Origin of the sequence: Sphingomonas sp. MA1305 (assembly GCF_016107325.1) — a bacterium.
In the GTDB taxonomy this organism is placed as follows: Bacteria; Pseudomonadota; Alphaproteobacteria; order Sphingomonadales; family Sphingomonadaceae; genus Sphingomonas.
On sequence record NZ_RCVT01000010.1, the window covers coordinates 1 to 21077 of the forward strand.

Below are 21077 nucleotides of genomic sequence, written 5' to 3' on the forward strand. Positions count from 1 at the left end.
GACTTAAAATCGGCTTCCTATGGAGTGCGGGTTCGAGTCCCGCCGTCCGCACCACGCACCCTATCCCTTTCTTTTAGCAGCAGAAATGCCAACTACCTTGGCTGGGTTGTTCACCCCTTCCAGCGGCCCCGTGTGTAATTCCGGTGTAATCGCGTCCGGAAAAGCACTGTCGATCGCCGCTATCGCATCGTCGATATGCTGCCCGTGGATGTGAACATAGCGCAGGACCATGGCGAGCGTCTTATGACCGCTGATGCGCTGGATCGTCGGGAGGTCGACCCCTGCCCTTACCAGCCGCGTGATTGCCGTATGCCGCATGACGTGCGGCGTCACCTTTGAAGGCAGCAAGCCAGCCCGAACGACGGCGCGTTGAAACTGGTCGGCCATGCTGATGCGGTGAGGGTGTTTCGCCTTCGCCCTCTTGCTTGGGAAGACGTAGCCCTCCGTGTCGCTGACCATGGCGCGCTGTTTAACGAGCATATCGGCCAGTGCAGGGGTTATGGGCTGCTCGCGCTCGCCGGCCTTCGCCTGGGGAATGAAGATGCGCCGACTGTCGAAGTCGATCTGGTCGAATCGCACCCGCAAAATTTCGCTGTGCCGCATGGCGGTGTTGAGGCCGAACGCGACGAACAGCCACAACAAGCCGTCCTGATCCGCGACCGCGGCTTTCATCAGCTTGGCGGCGTTCTCATCGGAAAGCACGACGATCAATTTGCGCGGCTCAGCGCCCTTCTCGATCTCTGGGATCGCCTCCGCCTTGATCCATCCCCATTTCGCCATGCGGCGAAACATGTGGGACAGGGTCGCCAGCTCGCGATTGACGGTGGCCTGCTTCAAGCCTGACGCAAGCCGATCGCGGACGAAGTGCTGGACGAGGAAAGACGATACCCGGTCGGCACGGTGAGTCCCGAAGTAGGGCTTTAGAACCTCGCCCACATGATAGCGCTTCGCCTTCATGTTCTTTCCGCCGGTGTCTTCCAGGCGCTGGATGTACTCGGTCGCCGCTTCCGCAAACGTGCGATGGTTCTTGCGTCCGGTGGGGAGATCCAATCGCCCTTCCCTCGCCTTAGTTCGGAACGTCTCAATCGCGCGTTCCGCTTGTTCACGCGTCACGCCTTCGCTGTCTCGTCCGACCACACGATGGATGCGCTGACCGTCGACCATGATGTTGACGGTGTATCGAACGTCGCCGTTGCTCTGCCGCTCGGCGGTAATGCCGTGTTCTGCCAGCTTTTCGCCAATGGCGAGGGCGCGGATTGCTGGCCGGGTTAGCCGCGCGAACTTCAGGGCCATCTCACATAATCCCGTCTGTCAGCCGTCGCATCATGGCACGGGTGGCCCTGATAATACCGGCGGCCTGTTTGCGCGCCTCAACGATCGGCGCCATCGCGGCGTCAAACGCCGCTTGAGCTTTCGCAACCTTGGCGCCTGACATTGTAAGCACGGCCGTATTGCCGCTGGCCAACTCTTGGTCCCTTTCGCGCTCGGCTTCTGTCAGTGCCTCGATGGCTACGCGTAGATCATCGCTCATCAGCGACGGCGGCGCATGGTCCCTCACCACTGCTGCGATCGTCTCCGCCATCGCGTAGTAGGCCAGGGGACTTTCCCACCACTCTGCATTCAGCAACGCCTTGTTGTTCGCCACCTCGGCGGCAATCGCATCTAACAGGCGCGCCGTCTGGGGTGAGCCTCTTGCATCATCCGCCGACAGGGATCGCTCAAGGCGCTGTTCAATTTCCTGGGTAAGCGACCGGTCGTTCGCCGCCGCACTTTCAACGAGGCGGTTTCGAAGCGCCGCGCTTGTTCGAACTGGTATCTGTGATCTCTTCCGCTCGTCGTCTTTTTCCAACGCCTCGCCGCTGCTCGCCAAAATCCGTTTCGATGACATTCCGAAACCCTCCGAAAGACACGCTACGTCTATGTAGCGAACGCTTGCCAGTCAACATGTTCAGGAATATTCCGGTTCTAGATCGCTACATCGACGTAGCGTGATCGGAGGTGACAATGGTTGAACAGGTCAAGGTAGTGGTTCTTCCTGACGGTCGGTTGGATCGGAAGAACGCAGCCGCCTTTCTGGGGCGCGAGCCGAAGACGCTTGCTGACTGGAACAGTCGGGGGATCGGCCCCCGCTCCGTGAAGGTTGGCGGACGCGTCTTCTACTATCTCGTTGATCTGGAGGCGTATCGCGATACCGGCGCTCGGGAGGCTGCATAACGGCCATGCCCAACGCAAACAGCCCCCGCGCGGGTAGCGCGAGGGCCGTGAATTGTCTGCTTGGCGGCGACGATCACGGCCATACCATCGGAATGCTGCGAGTGGAAGTGCTCGCATCGCGTTTCCACGTACCCACCCACCGCGCACAACTGATCGCCGGTCTTGCCTGGGGGAGCGCCACCCATGGCTGAACCCTTCGGAACACCGCGCGCCGCGGCGCTCGCCCTGCTGAACAGCGGCGGCACCTTCACTCGCAAGGCGGGGTCCTTTCTGGGCCAACTCGCGGTCGATCCCACGCCACTTTCCGACCGGCAGGAAGATTGGTTGAGCACGCTGCTCACCCGTGCCGGCCTTCCCCCTCTCGCCACGGAGAAGACCCATGGCTGACCATCATGACTATCCCGACCATCCCGGCGCCCGCCGTGACGGGCCTTCTGCCGATGCCGCTGTGTCCATGGTCGAGGCTGCCCGAGTACAACGGGCCAAGTGCTATGCGGCAATATTCGAAGCGGCGGAAAGCGGTCGGTCTGGCGATCAAGTAGCCCAGCGCGTCGGCATGGAGAATTGGAAGGTCCGCCCCCGCCTGTCCGAACTGCTGCGTGATGGAGCGATTGTCGACAGCGGGCGCCGTGTCTTCAACGCCAGCGGTCGGAAAGCCACGGTGTGGGTCGCTGCCACCTTTGCAGAGGAGGGTTTGTGATGCCCCTCCTAGACGTGCCGGTGATCCGGCAAACTTATCCAGTCGGGGCCGTGGCAGGTGCAGTGATGCACCTGCGGCCCAAGCAAGGCGAGTTGGTAGGTTGCTGCCCGTTTCATAGCGATAGGTCGCCATCCTTCTACGTCTTTGCGGACGGCAAGAGGTGGCACTGCTTCGGGTGCAATGCGACCGGGGACGTGCTGGACTTCGTGCAGCGGTACTATTCCCTGTCGATGCGCGAGGCGGCTGAACATCTGTGCGGCGGTACGCTGCCGGTGGTCGAGGCTCCGAAGGTCACGGCGCGAGCCGAGCGGGACAACGCCTATGCGCTGAGCCTGTGGCGTTCGGCCGTAGCGATTGAGGGGACGCCTGCTGAGGCATACCTAAGGCGTCGTGGCATAACCATCGATCTGCCATCCTCTCTGCGCTTTGCCCGCCTCAAGCCGCCTGCGGAGAGCGGCGTTGCGGAGGCAAGCGGACGCGAATTGCTGCCGGCCATGGTAGCGCTGGTGTCGGGCGCTGATGGCGAGCCTGCGGGGATCCAGCGCACGTTCCTGCGCGACGATGGGCGCAAGGCTCTTGCTGATGACGGGAAGGTCAAATTCTCCCTCGGCAATCTGCGTTGCGGCGCGATCTACCTTGGCCCCGCCTTGGCGCGCAATATGGTCCTGAGCGGCAGCGTGGAGGATGCGCTGTCGCTCATGGAATTGGGCGCACCAAGCGCATGGGCTAGTGCTGGCGAGGGGAACCTTGCCGGTATGCAGCTTCCTCCGCTGGTGGAAAGCGTCGTGATCGGCGGCGATGCCGATGTGGAAGGCCGGCGGCATGCCGAAAGCGCGGCAACGGCTATCGTCGCATCAGGTCGCACAGCGCGGATCATCTATCCCGATGACGGCTCGAAGGACTGGAATCAGTCCCTGACGAGAGGCGCGGCATGAATGCCCGTACTTTTGCGGTGCTAGCCGCTGACGCCCGCCCGTTCGCCCCGGTACCGCATGATGGTGGATCAGCGAAACCAGCGTCAGAGCCGGTCGAGGTGCACGCCACACAGTATGTCTTCCGCGACCCGGAGACGATCAAGCCGCGTGAATGGGTCTATGGCCGGTCGATCCAGCGCGGTCACGTGCGGGCAATCCTGGCACCTGGCGCAGCCGGTAAGACCATCCTGAGTGTCGGCGAGGCACTGGCTATGGCCACGGGGCGCAATCTGCTTGGGCAAGAGGTCGTTGGCGGTCCGAAGCGCGTCTGGCTGTGGAACCTTGAAGACGATGGCGAGGAACTGGCCCGCATCATCCAGGCCGCGTGCAAGCATTGGGGTATCAGTGCTGCGGACATCGGAGGACGACTGTTCGTGGATAGCGCATTGGAAGGGGCAAGCCTGAAGCTCGCCACGTCGACGGCTGCGGATGGGCTGGTCATCAACCGCCCGCTGGTCGGGGCGCTGACGGACGAGTTGATGGGGTTGGGCATCGACTATCTGCACGTCGACCCCTTCGTTTCGTCCCATGCCGCCAACGAAAACGACAACATGGAGATCGACGCCATCGCCAAGGAATGGGCGCTGGTAGCGAAGAATGCCGCGTGTGGGATCGGCCTAGCGCACCATGTCAGCAAGGCGGGTGCTGCGGAGGTAACGGCTTTGTCTGGTCGCGGAGCCGTGTCGCTCATCAATGCGTGCCGGTCGGTGATGGTCCTTAATCGGATGAGCGAGGAAGAAGCGCGCATGTGGGGCATTGAGGACGAGCGCCGTCGCCGGTTCTTTCGGGTCTACGACGACAAGAACAACCGCGCTCCGCCGTCCGACAAGTCAGACTGGTTCACCATGGCATCCGTCAGCCTCGGCAACGGGGAGAACGATGAGGGCGACAATATGGGTGTGGTTATCCCGTGGTCGCCGCCCGATGCTTTCGAGGGCGTCACGGCTGACCATCTGCTTACGGTACAACGCGCCGTCGCCGGCAAGGAAGGCCCGCACCGCTTCCGCGCCGACTCGCAGGCAAAGGCGTGGGTGGGCAAAGTCGTTGCCGACGTCTTCGGCTTGAGCGCGGAAAGCAGCGTGAAGGCTGATCGAGCCCGCATCAACAAGATGCTGGGCACGTGGTTCGCTACCGGCGCCCTCCTCAAGGTCGACGGCCGAGACGACAAAAGCAACGATCGGACCTTTGTGGAGGTCGGAACTTGGGCCGTTCAGGACGTGCCCCCCACCTCGTCAGGTGTGGTGGGGAAAGGTGGGGAAACCACCGAGCCAACGAGTCCTCACCCCACCTGCCCCCCTATAGGGGCAGGGGTGGGGAAGCGTGGCCCGCAGGCTCTAGTTGCAGGTGAGGAAAATGCGCTTGAGCGATGAACGTGGGCAGCGATATTGAACCTAATCAAGTTTGCTTCCGACGTTCAGATTCACTGGCGGCGGCGGACCATTCATTTCAATCTTAGAGTTGGCTAGAAACCTATACACGCCATAACCGATGAGTAAGGCCGCACCCACAAGCCCCCACTCTGCGGGGCCGGAGATATCGCCTCGGCCCGTGGGTATGACGTTCAACAAATGGTCCCCGATGTTGTCGCTCATGCCGGTTCCCTCAAAAATCGCGAGCGTGGCACCATCGTAGAGGGTAAGCAACCTCCTATCAGGCGTGGCAAACCACGGTGTTTAGAATTTTCGAGAAGCCTACGGCGGGGTCACGTTGTAGCTGAGCAAGGGGATCATAAGGGCGATGAAACCTGAAAACCTATGCACCCGGTTCTTCGATCTGCGGTGTGCTCTCGGGCTGACTCAGGCGGCGTTCGCTGATCGTTTCGGACTTCCCTATGGGGTGGTCTGCGATCTGGAACAGGGGCGCTCTCAACCCGTGCAGTCGTTGCGGGTGCTGCTGGCTGCGATCGAACGCGACCCGGCCGCTATTGAGCAAGCGGCCAAGTCTGCATGGGGCTCTACGGTTTGCCCGTAGATGGCGGTTGCTGACCGCCGAATAAAATATCACCGTATATCAGCGCAGGTGCCGCGTTTGGGGAGCAATACGCACGCGCACGCGAAGTCAGTTTTTTCAGGCAGTCTACACGCGTGCGAATTTTCGGAAGCCGTTACGCGCGGGGGAATTATCGGAGGCCCCAAGCCGGCATTTTCGGAGGCAGTCCGCGCGGGGGAAAATGCGAGGCAGTCACGCGCTTCTGAAGTAGAACGGTTTAGATAGCGGAGCTGCCGAGTTTCCGCACACTGTAAAGAGCCGGTGGACGGTGAGCCGCTTGATAGCAAACGCAGAACAAGGCCGCACTGGCTCAACCGCACCTCTTCCGACGAAATGGGTCAGCCCCTCATGAAGGCGCCGACCTGCAACGACCGTGGGCATCCGTGCGGGGCAAGCGCCATGCTTCGTACCGCGCAGCGGTTGCCGTCAGTAGCCGCCTGCCATAACCTCAAACCATGTCCTCCACCATCAAACGTCTGCGCGAAGCGCGCTATCTCACTCTGCCTGATCTGGCCGAAAAGACCGGCCTAGCTGAGGTCGATTTGAAGCGCTTGGAGCGAAAGTGGGATGAGCCGTCGCCAGCGGTCTTGCGCGACTTAGCGATCGTTTTGAATTGCGACGTATCTGACCTAATCGGTCAGAAGCCTGAGCCAGAGCAGCGCGACAAGTGGCCCTATTCGGTGGCCGAGGTCGAGCCAGACGAGTTTGGCGGCATCTATCTTGAAATTGCCGGGAAGTGCCTGGGGTACGCTTTGAGCAAACGACAGAAGGACAATTTGTATAATCAAATTGAGGCCATCGAGGTTGGAAACGATCGAGCCGATCAGGCGTGGCTATCCGTCACGACAATGTGCGGCCGCCTGCTTTTCGTGAACCCGGCGGCGGTCCGATCGCTGAGCCTGAAGCATGACGCGGAAATAGCGACGCCGGACTATTTGCACCCCGAGGTATATAGAGGCCTATCGGAGATCGACAAATCTGAAGGTCACGGACCCGTCCTTACCAAGGCCATAGCGGAGGCGATCGACGCCGAAGGTGAGGCAGCGATCGAAGATCAGCACAGAACCAAGTTCTTGTTCACAGACGGCACCGAGGATCTCCGGTATCTGCACGATGAATCGGTCGCCTCGGCGATCTTCTCTTTGGACCTGGCCAGCTCAGAGGTAGGCGCTAACTCGTTTTTACTGGTCGAGCGTGAAGGCGGCTATGTGAATAGCTGGATCAACCTATCGCATGTCGCAATGATTGACGCGCCATGGGAACAGTACCTTCGCCTGACGGCTGCAGAATAAGGGTGTGCGAGGCGTGGCAGGCCTATCGCATAGCGCTATCCCCAGCGCTGTGAGCCCGTCTGCACGTTGACATAATCTTGACCGTCGCCCCATATCACGAGGCATGGCGGACGAGAACGACAAGGTGCACGATGAGGCTACCGCTTGGACGGATCATGCGATTGATCGGGATCCAGGGTTTGTCCGGCTGTCTGCTGACAATGTCGTTGTGATCGATCGATACGCAGACATCGAGCTTGCACTGATCGCGCATGGTCCTGAGCCTGACGTTCAGCAAGTCATAAGAGGCGAAAATGGGGGGCTTTCTGAAACCGGTGATACCCGTCTCCGCACGAGTTTTACAGAGCTAGGGCGGGTCCGCATCTACCCACCCACAGCGATCAACATGGCAATGAACATCATTGAAAAAAGCCTTCAGCAGAACCGCATCAATATCCCAGGGTTTCGGGCCGCGATCGACGCCCTGATCATCGCCTACGATGACAAGTCCGATGCTGAGCCTGCTGCTGATCAGCCCGCTCCTTCTGCGGAGGCGGAGGTTTGATGGCCACGGTAATCTCAAGATGGTCTGACCCCAACATCCTCGCGGACGTGCCCACTTCGGCACCTAAATCGCGCTGGGGTTCGGCCGTCAACGAAGTTCGGCGCAGCATGAACTTTGCTGACTCGCAGCAGTCGAAGTTTTTTGACTCGCGGCTTAAGGGGCGAGAGCTTCCTTGGGTCATTGATCGCGATCCCGCAGCTGCAAGGAAAGCCTACAGTTTCCCGAAGCTTAATTATCCTGAGCTTCTTCGGGCGCCTGACCAGGTGATTGATTGGCCTTCGGCCGCCGTCCATGAGAGGCTTGACCATTTGCGCGAGGACGCAGATGACGAGGGGGAGCCGTTTAACGAGGCCTCCTCTGCTTCATTAGTGCAGTTTCTAATGGATTTGCGCCCTACAAAGCGACCTGCGATTTTCCGTCTTTCAAACGGCAATCTTCGAGCTGTTTGGGAGGATAAGCGAGCCGACCGTCAGGTTGGCATGCAGTTCTTGACGGACGGTACGGTTCAATACGTAATATTACGGGCAAGCAAGAAGGGCATGCTGCAATCGATTGGTGTAGAAATGCCTCTAGCGGTACGCGGCGTTGCGGAGCTGCTGGGACTGAGTGCGCTTTGGTCGCATGGCTAAGGGAGACCGTGTCGGAGCCGATCAAGAAGTGGTACGCTATGCTCGCCCAAGCGATTTTGACGAGGGCGTGCTATCTGGCTCGGCATTTGATCGTAATGCAAAGGATTACGACGGTGTGTCGGTTTGCAGGTTAGGTGTCTTCTCCGCCAATCTGGATGAAGACCTAGACAGCATCCGAGCTGTTCTCGGAGCTTGGCGATCCCTTAAAAAGAATGGCCGTCTTGCACAGATATCGGTTCAAGACATCGAGGCTGTGGGAAGCGAAGTCAGGCAAGTGCTTGTCGTCGTAGAAGACGAGATAGCAAGCGCTGAAGATAAGCCCGCCAATCCTGCGCATGCGCTGATTGAGGGGCTGCCCTTCATCGGAGGTGCAGCGGCGGACCTGGCCAGTGATTTGCTTCGCCGCAAGGTGTCGGCTTTGCATGAGGCGGTGTTGGACGCGCAACGCTGACCCTCTTGATCGTGGGCTACCGCGGCGATCTAAAGCCTAGCCTGCAATAATTAGGCGACTGCCCCGCTTGGTTGCCGCCTCACTTGAGGCGGTGCGCGATGCGGTACACCTTCCCCATCCCGTAGAGCAGTATCCCGCAGTATGTCAGGCCGGGTGCCTTGCTCCATGCGACTGCTAGAATGATGAGGGCGCCTAAGCCCATCGCGGCCGCTTCTGTCAGCCACTCCAGCCAGAGGCGTCGGGACGATTTTGCGGTGGTGCTGCACTTCATCGTGCACCTCCCATCATGACAAGGACGCTCGTGTCGGTGACGATCGACAGCCGCCACTTGGATACGATGCCATCGGCAAAGTGCCGGGGTTGTGCCGAAGGCGTCGGCGCAGCGGGAGAGTTGATGACGAACCCAAATTCCTCATCGGGCTCGCGCTCGTCTATCGGCTCTGCGTCGCCGTTGTCTTCGTCATCGGGATCGCCGTCCAGCTCGTCCAGGCGATCAATCATGTGATTGACCAGCCTGGCCAGTGTCGGGCGTGGCAGGCTGGGTATCGCGGCAAGCATCTGCTCGGCGGATATGGGGCGGCTGGTCATCACCCTTCCCCCTGCCCCGCATTCGCCCGGAGAAGCCCCGCCAGCGCCATTTGGGCGCCAGGCTGCATGATCGGCCCGCGAAGTCCGTTGAGGCTCCGTGTGGCGTCCCTGTCGAGGACAGGCGCCCGTCCGATCCACAACCGGTCGCCCAACAGCATCGCGATGCCGCCATGATCGGACCAGGCTGCGAACCATGCGGCGGCGTCGAAGGCAGGGGCGCGCGGCCCCTGCTCGATCGTGGTGGCCATGTCAGCGACCCTCCCCGTGCAGACGGTCCAGCGCGCGCATGAGGTCGAATTGCTGTCCCAGGTTTAACCGGCTGGCCTTCACGGTCGCCACGGCTTGGGAATGTGCCGGCCGCCCGGTCACTGCACCAGGCGCCAGTTGCTCCAACACCTTCGTCACCGCCTCGCCATCCATGGTGCGCAGGATTGCGGACACGATCAGGAGGGCCGGCGTTTGCTCGATCGTCGTCAGATCCCCGGCCAGCCGATCGGCCTCCCGCTCCTGATGGTGCTGGTAGCGATCGGCGAACGGGCTGGCCTTACGGGCTGCGAGCGATGCGCGGCGCTGCTCGGCGAAGCGCGAGTTACTGACCTGTCGCGCGGTGGCGGTGGGAAGGGCAACGACCTTGCCGTCCGCAAGCGTGGCTTTCGAAAGACGGGCCATGCTCACACCTCCTTGCCGAAGAGGCGCTGCACGTCTTCACGGACAATGCGCTGGTATCCCTCAGGGTCGCTCTCGCAGGTTCCAACCTGTTCCATGTGGTCGAGCTTGGCGCTCAGATCGGCGGCACTGGCGACAGGGAAGGCGAGGATCGCATCGGTCGCAGCGTGGGCCGCCGGCCATAGTGCGTCTTCCTGCTCGCGTAGGCGCAGTGCGAGCCACTGACGCTCAATCCGCGCAAACTTTCTTTCCCGCCATTTGGTCGCGATTATCAAGCGGCGGGCGGCGCGGCGGGTGTCCTGCCACCGGGGGTCGGTGCTTTGCAGGTCGGCAGGGATGGACATGATGCCCTTACACCGGGCCACGTCCGTACGGCTCGCGGTGCTGAAAGTGTGCGGTGGCGTGTCTTCGCCTAAAACGTTGCGATAGCCCTTCACAGGAATTGCCGTGTGCGGGACCGCTTCCCGCGCGGCTCGGTTGGCTTCGACAGCCGGGTTCCAAACCTCGTCATACCATCGGGTAAGGATTGCATCGGCGCGGGCATAGTCCGCGATCAGCTTTGCCAACTCGGGGCTGACGCGCTGGGGAGCGGCGCCCTTGGCTTCGCCCGCAATGGCAAAGCCTCCGGCCACAGCGGCAGCGCCGGCACCATAGGCGAGTGCGCCAGTGCCAAGGCGCAGGAGCGAGCGGCGGGTGGTGTTCGTGGTCATGTCAGCGCTCCCCGGCGAGGAATGGGGCGATGTCGGACAGCAGCTTGGCCGCGTCTTCCGCGGTGAGCATCGAGCCCTCGGCGTCGAGGTGGGCGGCAAATTGCAGCTTTGCCTTGGCTTCCGCGATGTTCGCGGCTGCGGTTTGCATGATGCGGCGCTCAAGTCCGCTCAGCGCGGTGCAGGCATGATCGAACGCCTTGCTCTCGCAATCGACGCTGTTGGCATAGTCCAGCAAGCGCGACCGTTGGGCCAGCCATGCGCCGTGACGATTGGCGGCCGGGGTCAGTGCGGCAGCAGGTATGGCGCTGCAAGATACGGCGGCGATGATGGGGAGCGCCGCAGCGCCCCCGATGATGTTGCGACGGTTGAGCATGGATCAGCCCTCCATCTTGGCGGCAAGGGCAGCCTCGGCGGCTGCGTCGATCGCGTCGGTGACGCTGGACGACTGGCAGTGCAGCGCGAAGACGGCATAAGCCGGATCGCCCTCGGCGTGGTACAGGTCGAGTGCGCGTTGACCGTGTTCGTTGCGGATCGCATCCAGCGCCTCGGCGCGGTAGCCGACATACTCGAACCACTCGCGACCGCTGAAGCCGAAGCGCTCGCGCTTCCACTCGCCATGCGGCGGGTGAGCGGCGCAGGAAGCCAGCAGCAGCTTGGCGCGGGGGTCGGCGGTCCAGCTTGCCAGATTGTCGTTGATGGGGCGGGGCAGCGCGATGGACGCGGCCGGGGTGGTCGCATCATGCGCGATGATGCTAAGGGCGCGAGTAGCCATGGGCGATCTCCAGACGATCGGTTGTGGTCAGGCTCGGCACGGTGTTGGTAGCACCCTGTCGAGCCGTCCTAGCCGTTGGTAGCGCCTAGAACGCATTAAATATAGCGGTCTAAGGGGTTGTGTCAACCGCTATATCGAACTATTTATGCGGTCTATGCAGATGACACCGTTGCAATCCAGGATGGCACGCGCCGCGCTTGGCTGGTCGATTAATGACCTAGGAAAAGCCGCGTCTGTCAGGGCTGCGACCGTTTCCAGTTTCGAGCGTGGAGGCGACGCCTATGCGTCTACCGTTCGCAAGTTACAGGACGCGTTAGAGGCTGGTGGCGTCATCTTCTTCCCAGCCGGTGATGGCGTTCCGTCCGGCGGCGCTGGCGTGCGGTTGCGCTGACAGCTCGCGCGAGGGATGCTATGGCCGCGTCATGGCATGGATCAGCGGCATTGCTTGGTTTGCGGTCCTTTGCGCCGCTGGGTGCGCTCTTATTGGCGGCGGGTACTGGTTGAGTGTTGCTCGCACTCATCAGACGTGGACGCAGGATGCACGATTTGCCGCCAAGTTCACCGGCTATGCGATGATCTTGGCGGCGTCGGCGTTTATCGTGATCGGCGCCCTAGTCGCGTCGGACGTTCTAGCGCGCGGTTAGCTGGCTGCGGATGCTGGGGGCTCGCCTAGCCAGCACGAATAATACCGCTCAACCTCGACATATCCCAGCCGCTCGAACATCCACGATGCATCCTTGTGGAGCTTCGACCCGACGAACATGCGCTGCACGCCGCGCCGTCTCGCCTCATCCTCTACGGCCTTGAACAGCACAAAACCTCCGCCGCTGCCGCGATGCTCGGGCAGGACGTAGAAGATGTCGAGCGTGAGTGTCAGGCACGTTTGATAGTGCAGGCCGGGCGCGACAAAGCCGATAAAGTAACCGACAAGCCGGCCGGCATCGCGCAGCGCGATCGTCATCACCTCGCCTCGCGCGTCCCGTTCAAGGTATACGCCGTATTGCGGGTCAAGCGGCACCTCGTCCTTATTGAGCGCCAATTCCTCCCAATGGATCGGGAGGAACGGCTTAACCTCGTCAAGGAACGGCGGAAACGGTTCGGGGGCTGCGGTCAGCATATGCGAATATCCACGATGATGACGATACGATCGGCGGCGCTGTTGTTCGTGACGCTGTGTTCTGCGCGGTTGTCGAACCACCACGCTTCGCCTGGCGAAAACTGGACAGTCTCGCCACCTGATCGGACAACGCACCCCGGCCCAGATTGTAAGGCGATGTGATAGCGTGAATAGAAGTCTGCGGGCGCGCCCTGATCGACATGCGGCGCGATCGTCTTCCCCGGCGGCAGGCGGGTGATGATGACGCGGCCGAGCTGCACACCGTTTACCCGTCGCATCAGCCCAAGGATCAAATCCTTGATCGGCAGTTCATGCCATGCGCGATAGGGGTGTGCCTGAATGTCGTTGGGCACGTCCTCGCCAAGCTGATTGAACATTACCCATATGTCGCTGACCGACTGGTGTGGGCTGTTCGGGTACGTGGTGCGTAGATCGTTCTCGTCCCACAAGTCCGGCTTTGCCGCGAGCGCGGAAAGCAGCGGGACGACATCGATCGAGTCCGCAATCTTTAGGAAGTGACGCATAGACCTGCCTTGCTGATGGGATAGCGGCCCCACTCTGGGGAAGGTCTGGCGTCGGCTTAGCACAAGTATCGATGGCGTACCACCTTTGTGGTCACAAGTGGCTTGCATTCCATCGCATGGACATGTACCAATATTACAGATGCTCGACGCCCGTTTGCACAGACGCAAACCTTGCGGAGCCCAGCGCGGATAGGCGCACACCCACAGAACTAGCGGCCTTCAAGGAAGGCACTGAAGCCTTGAGCTTCGCCTAGACAATCGTTTCGCACAGACGCGGGCGGCTTATCTTCCCATCGGGAGCAATCAAATGAGCGACCCTATTTTGCGCGCCCAACACGACGCGGGCTTAAAGCTGCGGGTGAACCGTAGTCTACTCGGCCGAGTGGAGGCCGCGGCCCTGCGCGAGGGCGTCAGCGTTTCAGAGTTTACCCGCACGGCACTGCGCCGCGAAGTAGCGAGCGTGGGGGCATGAGCGGGTCTGTTCACATCCTCCATCTGCTGCCCGAAGTCGCTTCACAGGTGGCGCATGGCGCTTGCGTTGACGCCTTTTGCATCAAGCTGGCGGACTATGCGGGGGCCGATCTCGATGCGGTGCGCGCAACCTATGCTCAGCTAAGTCCCAATGTGGAAAGCTTGGTGCAGACTCCGCAAGGATGGTCAGCCCTCAGCCGCATCTTGCTCGCCGGCCAAGAGGGACCGTTCCCGTTTCTTGCGAGTGTCCACTAATGGTCGCGGCGGCAATCGTCGGCGCGGCGGTGGTTGGCGGCGGCGCCTCAATCGCGGCCAGCAACAAGGCGTCCAAGACGGCACGTGACAATGCTGCATCCAGCAACGCCCTGCAAACCAACATGTATAACCAGAACAAAGACACGCTGCAGCCCTTCGTCGACAGTGGAACGAAAGCTACCAGCTCGATCAATGCTCTGTTGGGACAGGGTGGAGATACTGCGGCTGCGAACGCTGCGTTTGACGCCTACAAAGGTTCGACAGAATACACCTCTCGTTTCAACGAGGGCCAGCGGGCCGTGACGGCAGCACTCGGCGGCAAGGGGCTTCTTGATAGTGGCGCCGCACAAAGGGCTATATTGAAGTACGGCCAAACCTTTGCGTCTAATGAGTTTGGCAATTACCTCGGGAACCTCCAAACCCAGCAACAGACTGGTCTAGGGGCGGCCTCCGCCCTCGCTGGCAACGGCCAAAATTACGCCAATGCCGTGTCCTACAACAATGGCCAAGCCGCCAACACGGCGGCCAACTCCGCCCTTGCTACCGGCAGCGCGATCAACGGTGTGCTGGGTTCCGCTCTGTCTGCCTACGGGCTCAGCCAGGGTGTGGGGTCCAGCTACGGCGGCACAGGCACTTTGTCCAAATCGGCTTTCGAGGCGAACCGTCCGACCTTCGCCCTTCCCTCTCCTGTTCTGAAGGGGTTTTAATCGTGCCCGACTTCGGCCTTTTGCAGATGCCCAACTTTGCGCAGGCCGCCCTTGGCGGCTATCAGGCTGGTGTGGGGATCGGAACCGCCCGGCGTAGGGAGGCGGTGCTGGGAAAGCTGGCGTCGTCCCCGGATGATCCCGCGCTGACCGGGCAGTTGGCGAGTGTCGATCCAGACGCGGCGCGGCAGTACGTGGCCCTGCGCAGCACGATCCGCACGGCCGATCGCGACAACCAGTTTCGGGTCGCTGCATCGGATTATCAGCGTGCACGAGGCCCCAACACGTTGGGTAGCCTGCTCCGCAGGCAGAATGCGCCACAGCCTGGCGGCGCCGCCCTGACCGGGGGCGTGCAACCTGATGCGCCTGCGCAAGCTGTATTGGCCGGCAATGGAAGCGTTGTTGATCCTCGCATCCCCGGAAGCGGTGCGCCCGCTCCTGCCGATGCGGCTCCCTATCCTGCCGCCTTGCCCGCCGCACCGATTGGTGCGCCGTCTCAGGGCACGGCTGAGCTACCGGCTACGGCTGCGGTTGAAAGCGCGCAGGCGCCAGCCGGCAACGCTGATGCCGCTTACCAGCGTATGGCCGATATTGATCCTGAGCGAGCCTTGGCACTGCGGGCGCAGCTATCGAAGGCCAATGCCGAAGATTTAGACGCGTATCAAAAGGTCAACGCCGCTTCTCTCCAATTGATGGGTGGCGTTCACGATCAGGCTTCATATGACGAGGCCAAGCGCCGCGCTCACGAATTGCACGACCAGTACGGCGTCGGCCCCGATAGTTTGCAGCTTCCCGACCAGTACGACCCGAAGGTTGTTCAAGGCCTGATGATGTCGGCCATGAACATGAGCCAGCAGCTCGCGGCCGTGCGGGCGCAGACTCGTCTCGATTGGGATATTCAAGATGACAAGATCGACAATGAGCGGGCCGACAAGAACACCAACAGCCTTATCGAGGATCGCAACGGCCGGCGCGGTCTAATCGCGCGCGGTCAGAATATGACGGATCGTCGAGGCCGGGACGCCACGGCTATTGCCTCAAGCGACCGTCAGCGCGGGCAAGACATGCAGGATAGGCGCTATCGGGACGGCGTGCAGGGCGGCCCTCGCCGCTCAAGCGCGGCTGCCAGTTCGGGCGGCGGCAAGATCACCAAGGTTGCTACGGGACCGGGGGGCAAGAAGGTTGGTTGGAACGGGTCTAGCTGGGTTCCTGTTCAGTGAGCGACGTGCCGCCCCCGCCTCCGGGGTTCACCATCGTAGACCAGCCGCCGCCTAGGACGCGGTCGCGATCGGCTGGCGCTGATGCGCCCCCGCCGCCTGCGGGATTTGAGGTGCTGGCTGACGATCATCCGGAGGCGGCGCCGTTGATCGGCACGCCTACCGGGCAAGTCCATGATGGTGACACGTTCCGGCTATCTACTGGCCAGAACGCCCGCCTCTATGGCGCTGATGCGTTCGAGTTAAACCAGACCGGTCGCGCGCGGGATGGCTCGGTAGTGCCACTCGGCATACTCGCCCGTGACGCCTTCGCGCCATATGCTCAACCGGGGGCGGTGCTGACCTATACGGGGAAGTCTACCTATGGGCGGCCCGTGGTGAGCGTCGACAATGGCGGCGACGCTGCGGAGGGCGTGCTACGTGGCGGCCTCGCCATCGCGACACCTTCGTTCCTGAAGGCCGACCCCCAGCGCCTCAACGACTATATGGAGGCCGAGCGGTTCGCGCGCCTGAACGGCAAGGGTGCATGGCAGACGGCGTTCCAGCAGCCCACCAGTTTCCGCCACAAGACACCCGATCCTTGGGCGCCGGCGCAGCCCGCGAGCTACGGCAACGCGACTGCCGTGTTCAACGATGAGCCGATGCCGTTTCAGGGCCTGCGGCCGGAGATTGCCAAGGGGTATGCGGCGATCTTTCAGGACATGTCGTCCAGACCCGAAGACCTGCTGGCCTATGCCAAGGCGAACGGCTTCCAGATCGACCCGGCCGAGACGCGGAAGCTCTACGCGCAGCGTGCGAAGACGGGCGGTGCCGGTGGCGATGTCACCTACAAGGATGCTCCGCGTGTTCTGACCGACAACAAGGACGGTGGCTTTGGTGCGTTCCTGCGCGGGGTGGGCGATCCCATCAACATGCTGGACGAGATGGGCGCGGTGGTCGACACCGTTGTTCCGAACCAGCGGGAAAACATCTGGTCGTCCGATCGACGCTTCGGGGACATCCTCGCCAACAATCTCGATCAGAACCGCAGCATCCTCGCCTATGACGACGCCAACCACCCTTATGCGCGGTTCGGGGGGCAACTTGCTGGTGGGCTCATTACGCCTGGCGCCTCGGTCGAAGGCTTAGGCTATCGCACGGCGGCGGCAGTGCTGCGCGACGGAGGCACGCGCTATGCGGCCGAGCAGGCGGCACGCTCCGCCGTCATCAACCGGCTTGGGCTGGCTGGCGCGATTGAGGGCGGTCTGGCCGGTGCTGGACAGGGTGAGGACACGCGAGGGCGGATCCAGGGCGCGTTGATCGGTGCGCCTGCTGGTCTGGCGCTGGGAACCGCTACTGGCGCTGTAGCGCCCGTCCTTGGCCGCCTGATTGGCAAACCGTTTAGCCGACTGGCTGGGCGTGAAGGCGAGCAGGCCGCGCAGGATCTGACGGACGGCGCAATTGATGCGGCGAAAAGCCGTGCGTCGAATGATCTGCCTCGCCCGCGTGACGTGTTGGATGTTGCGCCTGATGCTACTGACAGCGCTGCGTCTGCCCGATCCATTGCCGATCTGACGGGGGCGGAGCGTGACAGCCTGTCGGCATCCATCGAGAAAAGCCAAGAGCCCTTCATCTATGATGAGGGGTTAGGCGACTGGCGGAACGAGACGCCAGTCGATCGCGCGGCACGGCATGCAGAGATTGATGCGCGCTATACTGCTTCCCGGTTTGATCGCCGGCCTGAAGCGCAGGCCATGGAGAATGAGACGGCTAGTCCGACGCTCTACGGCCCGGATGAGGCGCCGCCTCCCCCTGACGGCTTTTCAGTGATGGAAGGCGACGAAGCGACGCGATTGATTGATTCGGTCAATCAAGGCCCCCGTCAGGCTGGTGAAGCTCCCAGCGCCGAACGCATTGCCCAGGCGGAGGGCGTGACGTCACGTGACATGCTGCCGCTGCCGGCCAACACGGTTGACGGTGTGGACGAGGCGGCCCGGATTGAGGCCGGGCGGTATTCACTGACGCGTGCGCCCAACGAGGATGCCGAGCTATCGAGCCGCTCCATGCCATCGGGCACCACCGGCGCGCCGATCCGCAAGCGGGGGCCGGCCGATCTGGTCACGTGGCTCCGCTCGGAGGGCGGTATTCGTCCGCAGGGCGGCGAGCTGCAGCGTTACGGGATCGACAACATCCCGCGACAGGGCATGGACTTTGCTGGCGGTGAAGGCCGCTTTGGCGCCCTCGTCCGTGGCGACGGCATGGGGTACGACGAAGCGGCACAGCGTGCATGGGAAGCCGGGTTCTTCCCAGATCATGCCGAGCGCCCGACTGTCGCTGAGTTTCTCGATACCCTCCAGGCCACGCATAGCGGCGGCAACCGCGCCTTTCGTCCGGAGGACTTGCCGGAAGTTGATGCCTTCGAAGCGGCCCGCCGCCAGCGCTTCGATGTGGAGCGTGCACGGGACGAGGGCGCGCCGCTGAGCGAGGATCGCGGGCAGTCGGTCACGATGGACGATCTGGACGCCAACGCACCGCCCGTGCGCGCCTATGAAGAATGGGGTGAGAATGCCCCGAACCTCGCCGGCAATATCCGTCTCGACAAACTGGATAGCCCGCAGGCTATCAAGCGGGCGCTGACGCAGACCGATCAGATTGCTGGCGGCTTTGACGCCGCGCGTCGTGGGCGCATCACGCAGGCGGAAACCAAGAGCCTTGCCGAAGACCTTGGCATGACGGCTGACGATCTGCTGAAGCGGCGCAAGGGGCAGGCTTTCAACGCAGAGGAAGCGTTGGCCGCCCGCCAGTTGCTGGCGCGCTCGGGCTCCGATCTGGTCAACATGGCCAAGCGCATATCGCGCGTCGAAAATCCGGGCGACGAGCTAGAGGCGGCGTTCCGGGGCGCATGGCTTCGTCATGCTGCGATACAGGAGCAGGTGGCCGGTATGACGGCGGAGGCCGGCCGGCTGCTGCAACAGTTCCGTATGACGGCCGATAGTCGTGACACGTCACGGGTTCTGTCCGCGCTGGGCGAGACGCTGGGCGGAACGGCGCGCATGAAAGACGTGGCTGAGCGGATCGTTGATCTGGAAAAGGTCGGCACGACGCCGGCCGGCGTCAACCAGTTCGCCTTGCGCTCGCTGCTGCCGAAATGGCGGGACAAGGCGGTTGAGCTTTACATCAACAGCCTGTTGTCCGGCCCGCAGACGCACGCCGTCAACATCTTGTCGAATACGCTTACTTCGCTGGCGCAGTTGCCAGAACACGCCCTCGCGGCCGGTGTGGGCGTCGTCCGTAAGGCTCTGCCTGGACAGGCGGAGACAGACCGCGTTCTCTTTTCCGAGCTTGGTGCCCGTGCTGCCGGTATGTTGAGCGGCGCTCGCGAGGGGATGGCAGAGGCGGCGCGCTCTTTCCGTACTGGTGATGCCGCGGATGCTATCACCAAGGTTGAAAATCAGCCGGCGATCGGCGGCAAGGTAGGACAAGCGATTCGCATCCCGACCCGGCTGCTGACGGCTGAGGATGAGCTATTCAAGGGCATCGCGAGCCGCATGGAGTTGAACGGGCTGGCGATCCGTCAGGCGGCCCAAGAGGGGCTGACCGGGCAGGCCGCTAAGGATCGGGCGGCTGATTTGGTTCTCAATCCGCCCGACGAGATGCTGGCGAAGTCGTTCGACTATGCGCGTTACGTCACGTTCCAGACGCCGCTGGATCCTGCGAGCTTGGCGGCTGGTCTGTCGAGGGCGACACAGCGACGCCCGGAATTGAAGCTGCTTTTTCCGTTCGTCAAAACCCCGATGAACCTGCTGAAGTTCGCCGCTGAGCGCTCGCCGGCCGCGCTGGTCATGAAGTCGTGGCAGCGCGATGTTCGGGCCGGCGGCGCCCGGAGGGATTTGGCCCTGACGCGGGCTATGGTCGGCACGGGTGTAGGCGCGGCGATCTACGAAATGGCGCAGGCCGGGCACATTACCGGGGGTGGCCCCTCAGACGAGTCGGCCAAGCGCCTGTTGCAGGCGGATGGCTGGCAGCCGTACAGCCTCAAGGTCGGCAACAAGTATTATAGCTACGCTCGGCTTGATCCGTTCTCCACCACGATCGGCACCGTCGCGGATATGGTCGACCTTTCCGGATCCATGTCGGATGAGAACCGAGAACACGTTGCAGTGCGCGCAGTCGCGTCGATCATCAACAATCTGTCGTCCAAGACTTGGCTCTCCGGCATCAGCTCGGCCCTTGAGGCGGTGAACGATCCAGACCGCTACCTCTCGGGTTTCCTCGCCCGTACTGCCGGGAGCATCGCTGTTCCTGCGGTGGTGGCGCAGGTTGCTAGGACGACCGATCCGCTCTTGCGCGAGGCTCAGGCGCCCATGGATCGCATCAGGTCGCGCGTGCCTGGTCTGTCGGAAAAGCTGCTGCCGCGTCGGGATGTCTTCGGGCGGCCGGTCGAAGCCGGCCATGGCCTCGGGCCTGATCTTATTTCCCCGATCTGGACCAGCGAGCGGCGCAACGACCCGGCGATTGGCGCTCTTCTGCGTAGCGGCATCAAGGTCGGCAAGCCGGGGAAGAAGGTGGGCGATGTCGCGCTGACCGGCCAACAGTACAACGCTTTGCAGGCGCGATCCGGAGAACTGGCATTGCCCGTGCTGCGGGGGCTGGTCGGCAACGAAGGTTGGGCGGCGATGGACAAGGACGAGAAGCAAGACGCCGTTGACGCGGTGCTGAAGGGTGCACGGAAGCAGGCCAAGAGCGAATTAGGTGTGCTGAAGGGCAAGGCTGTGCCGCCACCCCCGCCGGGATTTACGATGGCTAGGTGACATCTATTCGCGCTTAATTGCAAGGGCAGCTACGGCAACGAGAAGGGATAAGACCGACACCGCCAATGCCAGCCGGGCGGTTCGTCCCTCACGGCGGCGCAATTCTGCAGCTATCACGGTGTGCAGCACGCTGTCGTTAGTCCGCACCTGTGGCATGAGATGCAAATCGTAATCACTGATCCGGCGAGCTAAAGCCGGCGTCACTTCGTGAAGGCCTGTAATTTGGCCGATTTGGAGTGTGCCGCGTCGGTCCCAAGGCTTCCACCATGGGCCGAAGCGGCGCACCTCGATCACCCTCCCCGTCGCTGCGAGCTTCACCTTCATATGGCCCCCCTGTAAATTCCTGTGTAATTCGGCCGGGAATTACACGGAAGTTCCGGGAATGTACCAGCGGCAGAACAGATCAGGAAGCCGACGCATATCTGCCGAGTCGGGAACGCTGCGGAATGTCGCGGAACGGAAAAACCATA

General features: G+C 62.2%; 26 protein-coding genes. 14 read left to right on the forward strand and 12 right to left on the reverse strand.

The genetic code is table 11. The features are described from left to right. Positions 1-60: 60 nt before the first annotated feature. On the reverse strand, positions 61-1293 hold the full coding sequence (locus tag D9601_RS19565; RefSeq protein ID WP_198355691.1) for a tyrosine-type recombinase/integrase: 1233 nt from the start codon (positions 1291-1293) through the stop codon (positions 61-63). Between the two features lies 1 nt (position 1294). Further along, the gene (locus D9601_RS19570) at positions 1295-1888 is read right to left on the reverse strand and encodes a hypothetical protein (protein ID WP_198355692.1); all 594 of its coding nucleotides are present in this window, start codon (positions 1886-1888) and stop codon (positions 1295-1297) included. A gap of 116 nt (positions 1889-2004) precedes the next feature. Between D9601_RS19570 and D9601_RS19575 the strand changes: the two genes are divergently transcribed. The 5 genes from D9601_RS19575 (at position 2005) to D9601_RS19595 (ending at position 5258) form a co-directional block, all read left to right on the forward strand. Further along, the gene (locus tag D9601_RS19575; protein ID WP_198355693.1) at positions 2005-2214 is read left to right on the forward strand and encodes a helix-turn-helix transcriptional regulator; all 210 of its coding nucleotides are present in this window, start codon (positions 2005-2007) and stop codon (positions 2212-2214) included. A gap of 183 nt (positions 2215-2397) precedes the next feature. Further along, the gene (locus D9601_RS19580) at positions 2398-2601 is read left to right on the forward strand and encodes a hypothetical protein (RefSeq protein ID WP_198355694.1); all 204 of its coding nucleotides are present in this window, start codon (positions 2398-2400) and stop codon (positions 2599-2601) included. Then, a complete protein-coding gene (locus D9601_RS19585) occupies positions 2594-2914 on the forward strand; it encodes a hypothetical protein (RefSeq protein WP_198355695.1) in 321 nt (106 codons plus the stop codon). The genes D9601_RS19580 and D9601_RS19585 overlap by 8 nt, the downstream gene beginning before the upstream one ends. Then, a complete protein-coding gene (locus tag D9601_RS19590) occupies positions 2914-3849 on the forward strand; it encodes a DUF7146 domain-containing protein (RefSeq protein WP_198355696.1) in 936 nt (311 codons plus the stop codon). The genes D9601_RS19585 and D9601_RS19590 overlap by 1 nt, the downstream gene beginning before the upstream one ends. Beyond that, positions 3846-5258, forward strand: a complete 1413-nt coding sequence (locus D9601_RS19595; RefSeq protein ID WP_198355697.1) for an AAA family ATPase — start codon at positions 3846-3848, stop codon at positions 5256-5258. Before D9601_RS19590 ends, D9601_RS19595 begins: the two co-directional genes overlap by 4 nt. Before the next feature lie 21 nt (positions 5259-5279). Here the strand turns inward: D9601_RS19595 and D9601_RS19600 are convergent, their stop codons facing one another. Continuing rightward, entirely contained in the window at positions 5280-5480 is a 201-nt protein-coding gene (locus D9601_RS19600; RefSeq protein ID WP_198355698.1) for a hypothetical protein, read from the reverse strand. A gap of 852 nt (positions 5481-6332) precedes the next feature. Here D9601_RS19600 and D9601_RS19605 point away from each other — a divergent pair. The 4 genes from D9601_RS19605 to D9601_RS19620 all read left to right on the forward strand — a co-directional run bounded on the left by D9601_RS19605 (position 6333) and on the right by D9601_RS19620 (position 8793). Continuing rightward, positions 6333-7169, forward strand: coding sequence for a helix-turn-helix domain-containing protein (locus tag D9601_RS19605; protein ID WP_198355699.1), 837 nt, complete (start codon positions 6333-6335; stop codon positions 7167-7169). 103 nt (positions 7170-7272) lie between these two features. Continuing rightward, positions 7273-7713, forward strand: a complete 441-nt coding sequence (locus D9601_RS19610) for a hypothetical protein (protein WP_198355700.1) — start codon at positions 7273-7275, stop codon at positions 7711-7713. Then, entirely contained in the window at positions 7713-8342 is a 630-nt protein-coding gene (locus D9601_RS19615; protein ID WP_198355701.1) for a hypothetical protein, read from the forward strand. The genes D9601_RS19610 and D9601_RS19615 overlap by 1 nt, the downstream gene beginning before the upstream one ends. Continuing rightward, entirely contained in the window at positions 8335-8793 is a 459-nt protein-coding gene (locus D9601_RS19620) for a hypothetical protein (RefSeq protein ID WP_198355702.1), read from the forward strand. Before D9601_RS19615 ends, D9601_RS19620 begins: the two co-directional genes overlap by 8 nt. Before the next feature lie 267 nt (positions 8794-9060). On the opposite strand, the gene D9601_RS19625 is transcribed toward D9601_RS19620, so the two are convergent. The 6 genes from D9601_RS19625 to D9601_RS19650 are packed head-to-tail and all read right to left on the reverse strand — an operon-like array spanning position 9061 to position 11529. Next, positions 9061-9381 (reverse strand): hypothetical protein, encoded by a 321-nt coding sequence (locus D9601_RS19625; RefSeq protein ID WP_198355703.1) that lies wholly within the window; start codon positions 9379-9381, stop codon positions 9061-9063. Continuing rightward, the gene (locus D9601_RS19630; protein WP_198355704.1) at positions 9381-9629 is read right to left on the reverse strand and encodes a hypothetical protein; all 249 of its coding nucleotides are present in this window, start codon (positions 9627-9629) and stop codon (positions 9381-9383) included. Before D9601_RS19630 ends, D9601_RS19625 begins: the two co-directional genes overlap by 1 nt. Before the next feature lies 1 nt (position 9630). After that, positions 9631-10050 carry a hypothetical protein gene (locus D9601_RS19635; protein WP_198355705.1) on the reverse strand — a complete coding sequence of 140 codons (420 nt, stop codon included), beginning with the start codon at positions 10048-10050 and terminating at the stop codon, positions 9631-9633. A gap of 2 nt (positions 10051-10052) precedes the next feature. Next, on the reverse strand, positions 10053-10757 hold the full coding sequence (locus tag D9601_RS19640) for a hypothetical protein (RefSeq protein ID WP_198355706.1): 705 nt from the start codon (positions 10755-10757) through the stop codon (positions 10053-10055). Between the two features lies 1 nt (position 10758). Then, positions 10759-11130 carry a hypothetical protein gene (locus D9601_RS19645; protein WP_198355707.1) on the reverse strand — a complete coding sequence of 124 codons (372 nt, stop codon included), beginning with the start codon at positions 11128-11130 and terminating at the stop codon, positions 10759-10761. A gap of 3 nt (positions 11131-11133) precedes the next feature. Then, entirely contained in the window at positions 11134-11529 is a 396-nt protein-coding gene (locus tag D9601_RS19650; RefSeq protein WP_198355708.1) for a hypothetical protein, read from the reverse strand. A 422-nt stretch (positions 11530-11951) separates the two neighbouring features. Here D9601_RS19650 and D9601_RS19655 point away from each other — a divergent pair, with 422 nt between their 5' ends. Beyond that, positions 11952-12173, forward strand: a complete 222-nt coding sequence (locus tag D9601_RS19655) for a hypothetical protein (protein ID WP_198355709.1) — start codon at positions 11952-11954, stop codon at positions 12171-12173. Here D9601_RS19655 and D9601_RS19660 read toward each other — a convergent pair. Further along, positions 12170-12646: a GNAT family N-acetyltransferase gene (locus D9601_RS19660; RefSeq protein ID WP_198355710.1), complete on the reverse strand. Its 477-nt coding sequence runs from the start codon at positions 12644-12646 to the stop codon at positions 12170-12172. The two genes, D9601_RS19655 and D9601_RS19660, sit on opposite strands and share 4 nt — an antisense overlap. Further along, complete coding sequence (locus D9601_RS19665) at positions 12640-13170, reverse strand: aspartyl/asparaginyl beta-hydroxylase domain-containing protein (protein WP_198355711.1); 531 nt, start codon at positions 13168-13170, stop codon at positions 12640-12642. Before D9601_RS19665 ends, D9601_RS19660 begins: the two co-directional genes overlap by 7 nt. A 468-nt stretch (positions 13171-13638) precedes the next feature. On the opposite strand from D9601_RS19665, the gene D9601_RS19670 reads away from it, so the two are divergent. From D9601_RS19670 to D9601_RS19685, 4 genes are all read left to right on the forward strand, one after another. After that, positions 13639-13896, forward strand: coding sequence for a hypothetical protein (locus D9601_RS19670; protein ID WP_198355712.1), 258 nt, complete (start codon positions 13639-13641; stop codon positions 13894-13896). Further along, on the forward strand, positions 13896-14603 hold the full coding sequence (locus D9601_RS19675) for a hypothetical protein (protein WP_198355713.1): 708 nt from the start codon (positions 13896-13898) through the stop codon (positions 14601-14603). The genes D9601_RS19670 and D9601_RS19675 overlap by 1 nt, the downstream gene beginning before the upstream one ends. Positions 14604-14605: 2 nt before the next feature. Continuing rightward, positions 14606-15820, forward strand: coding sequence for a hypothetical protein (locus D9601_RS19680; protein WP_198355714.1), 1215 nt, complete (start codon positions 14606-14608; stop codon positions 15818-15820). 110 nt (positions 15821-15930) lie between these two features. Next, positions 15931-20607: a thermonuclease family protein gene (locus D9601_RS19685; RefSeq protein ID WP_198355715.1), complete on the forward strand. Its 4677-nt coding sequence runs from the start codon at positions 15931-15933 to the stop codon at positions 20605-20607. Positions 20608-20610: 3 nt separating this feature from the next. Here the strand turns inward: D9601_RS19685 and D9601_RS19690 are convergent, their stop codons facing one another. Beyond that, complete coding sequence (locus tag D9601_RS19690) at positions 20611-20931, reverse strand: hypothetical protein (RefSeq protein WP_198355716.1); 321 nt, start codon at positions 20929-20931, stop codon at positions 20611-20613. Positions 20932-21077 lie beyond the last annotated feature (146 nt).

Excerpts from the sequence above, each read along its gene's own strand:
- D9601_RS19565 (WP_198355691.1), bottom strand. The coding sequence starts at position 1,293 with ATGGCCCTGAAGTTCGCGCGGCTAACCCGGCCAGCAATCCGCGCCCTC.
- D9601_RS19570 (WP_198355692.1), bottom strand. The coding sequence starts at position 1,888 with ATGTCATCGAAACGGATTTTGGCGAGCAGCGGCGAGGCGTTGGAAAAA.
- D9601_RS19575 (WP_198355693.1), top strand. The coding sequence starts at position 2,005 with ATGGTTGAACAGGTCAAGGTAGTGGTTCTTCCTGACGGTCGGTTGGAT.
- D9601_RS19580 (WP_198355694.1), top strand. The coding sequence starts at position 2,398 with ATGGCTGAACCCTTCGGAACACCGCGCGCCGCGGCGCTCGCCCTGCTG.
- D9601_RS19585 (WP_198355695.1), top strand. The coding sequence starts at position 2,594 with ATGGCTGACCATCATGACTATCCCGACCATCCCGGCGCCCGCCGTGAC.
- D9601_RS19590 (WP_198355696.1), top strand. The coding sequence starts at position 2,914 with ATGCCCCTCCTAGACGTGCCGGTGATCCGGCAAACTTATCCAGTCGGG.
- D9601_RS19595 (WP_198355697.1), top strand. The coding sequence starts at position 3,846 with ATGAATGCCCGTACTTTTGCGGTGCTAGCCGCTGACGCCCGCCCGTTC.
- D9601_RS19600 (WP_198355698.1), bottom strand. The coding sequence starts at position 5,480 with ATGAGCGACAACATCGGGGACCATTTGTTGAACGTCATACCCACGGGC.
- D9601_RS19605 (WP_198355699.1), top strand. The coding sequence starts at position 6,333 with ATGTCCTCCACCATCAAACGTCTGCGCGAAGCGCGCTATCTCACTCTG.
- D9601_RS19610 (WP_198355700.1), top strand. The coding sequence starts at position 7,273 with ATGGCGGACGAGAACGACAAGGTGCACGATGAGGCTACCGCTTGGACG.
- D9601_RS19615 (WP_198355701.1), top strand. The coding sequence starts at position 7,713 with ATGGCCACGGTAATCTCAAGATGGTCTGACCCCAACATCCTCGCGGAC.
- D9601_RS19620 (WP_198355702.1), top strand. The coding sequence starts at position 8,335 with ATGGCTAAGGGAGACCGTGTCGGAGCCGATCAAGAAGTGGTACGCTAT.
- D9601_RS19625 (WP_198355703.1), bottom strand. The coding sequence starts at position 9,381 with ATGACCAGCCGCCCCATATCCGCCGAGCAGATGCTTGCCGCGATACCC.
- D9601_RS19630 (WP_198355704.1), bottom strand. The coding sequence starts at position 9,629 with ATGGCCACCACGATCGAGCAGGGGCCGCGCGCCCCTGCCTTCGACGCC.
- D9601_RS19635 (WP_198355705.1), bottom strand. The coding sequence starts at position 10,050 with ATGGCCCGTCTTTCGAAAGCCACGCTTGCGGACGGCAAGGTCGTTGCC.
- D9601_RS19640 (WP_198355706.1), bottom strand. The coding sequence starts at position 10,757 with ATGACCACGAACACCACCCGCCGCTCGCTCCTGCGCCTTGGCACTGGC.
- D9601_RS19645 (WP_198355707.1), bottom strand. The coding sequence starts at position 11,130 with ATGCTCAACCGTCGCAACATCATCGGGGGCGCTGCGGCGCTCCCCATC.
- D9601_RS19650 (WP_198355708.1), bottom strand. The coding sequence starts at position 11,529 with ATGGCTACTCGCGCCCTTAGCATCATCGCGCATGATGCGACCACCCCG.
- D9601_RS19655 (WP_198355709.1), top strand. The coding sequence starts at position 11,952 with ATGGCATGGATCAGCGGCATTGCTTGGTTTGCGGTCCTTTGCGCCGCT.
- D9601_RS19660 (WP_198355710.1), bottom strand. The coding sequence starts at position 12,646 with ATGCTGACCGCAGCCCCCGAACCGTTTCCGCCGTTCCTTGACGAGGTT.
- D9601_RS19665 (WP_198355711.1), bottom strand. The coding sequence starts at position 13,170 with ATGCGTCACTTCCTAAAGATTGCGGACTCGATCGATGTCGTCCCGCTG.
- D9601_RS19670 (WP_198355712.1), top strand. The coding sequence starts at position 13,639 with ATGAGCGGGTCTGTTCACATCCTCCATCTGCTGCCCGAAGTCGCTTCA.
- D9601_RS19675 (WP_198355713.1), top strand. The coding sequence starts at position 13,896 with ATGGTCGCGGCGGCAATCGTCGGCGCGGCGGTGGTTGGCGGCGGCGCC.
- D9601_RS19690 (WP_198355716.1), bottom strand. The coding sequence starts at position 20,931 with ATGAAGGTGAAGCTCGCAGCGACGGGGAGGGTGATCGAGGTGCGCCGC.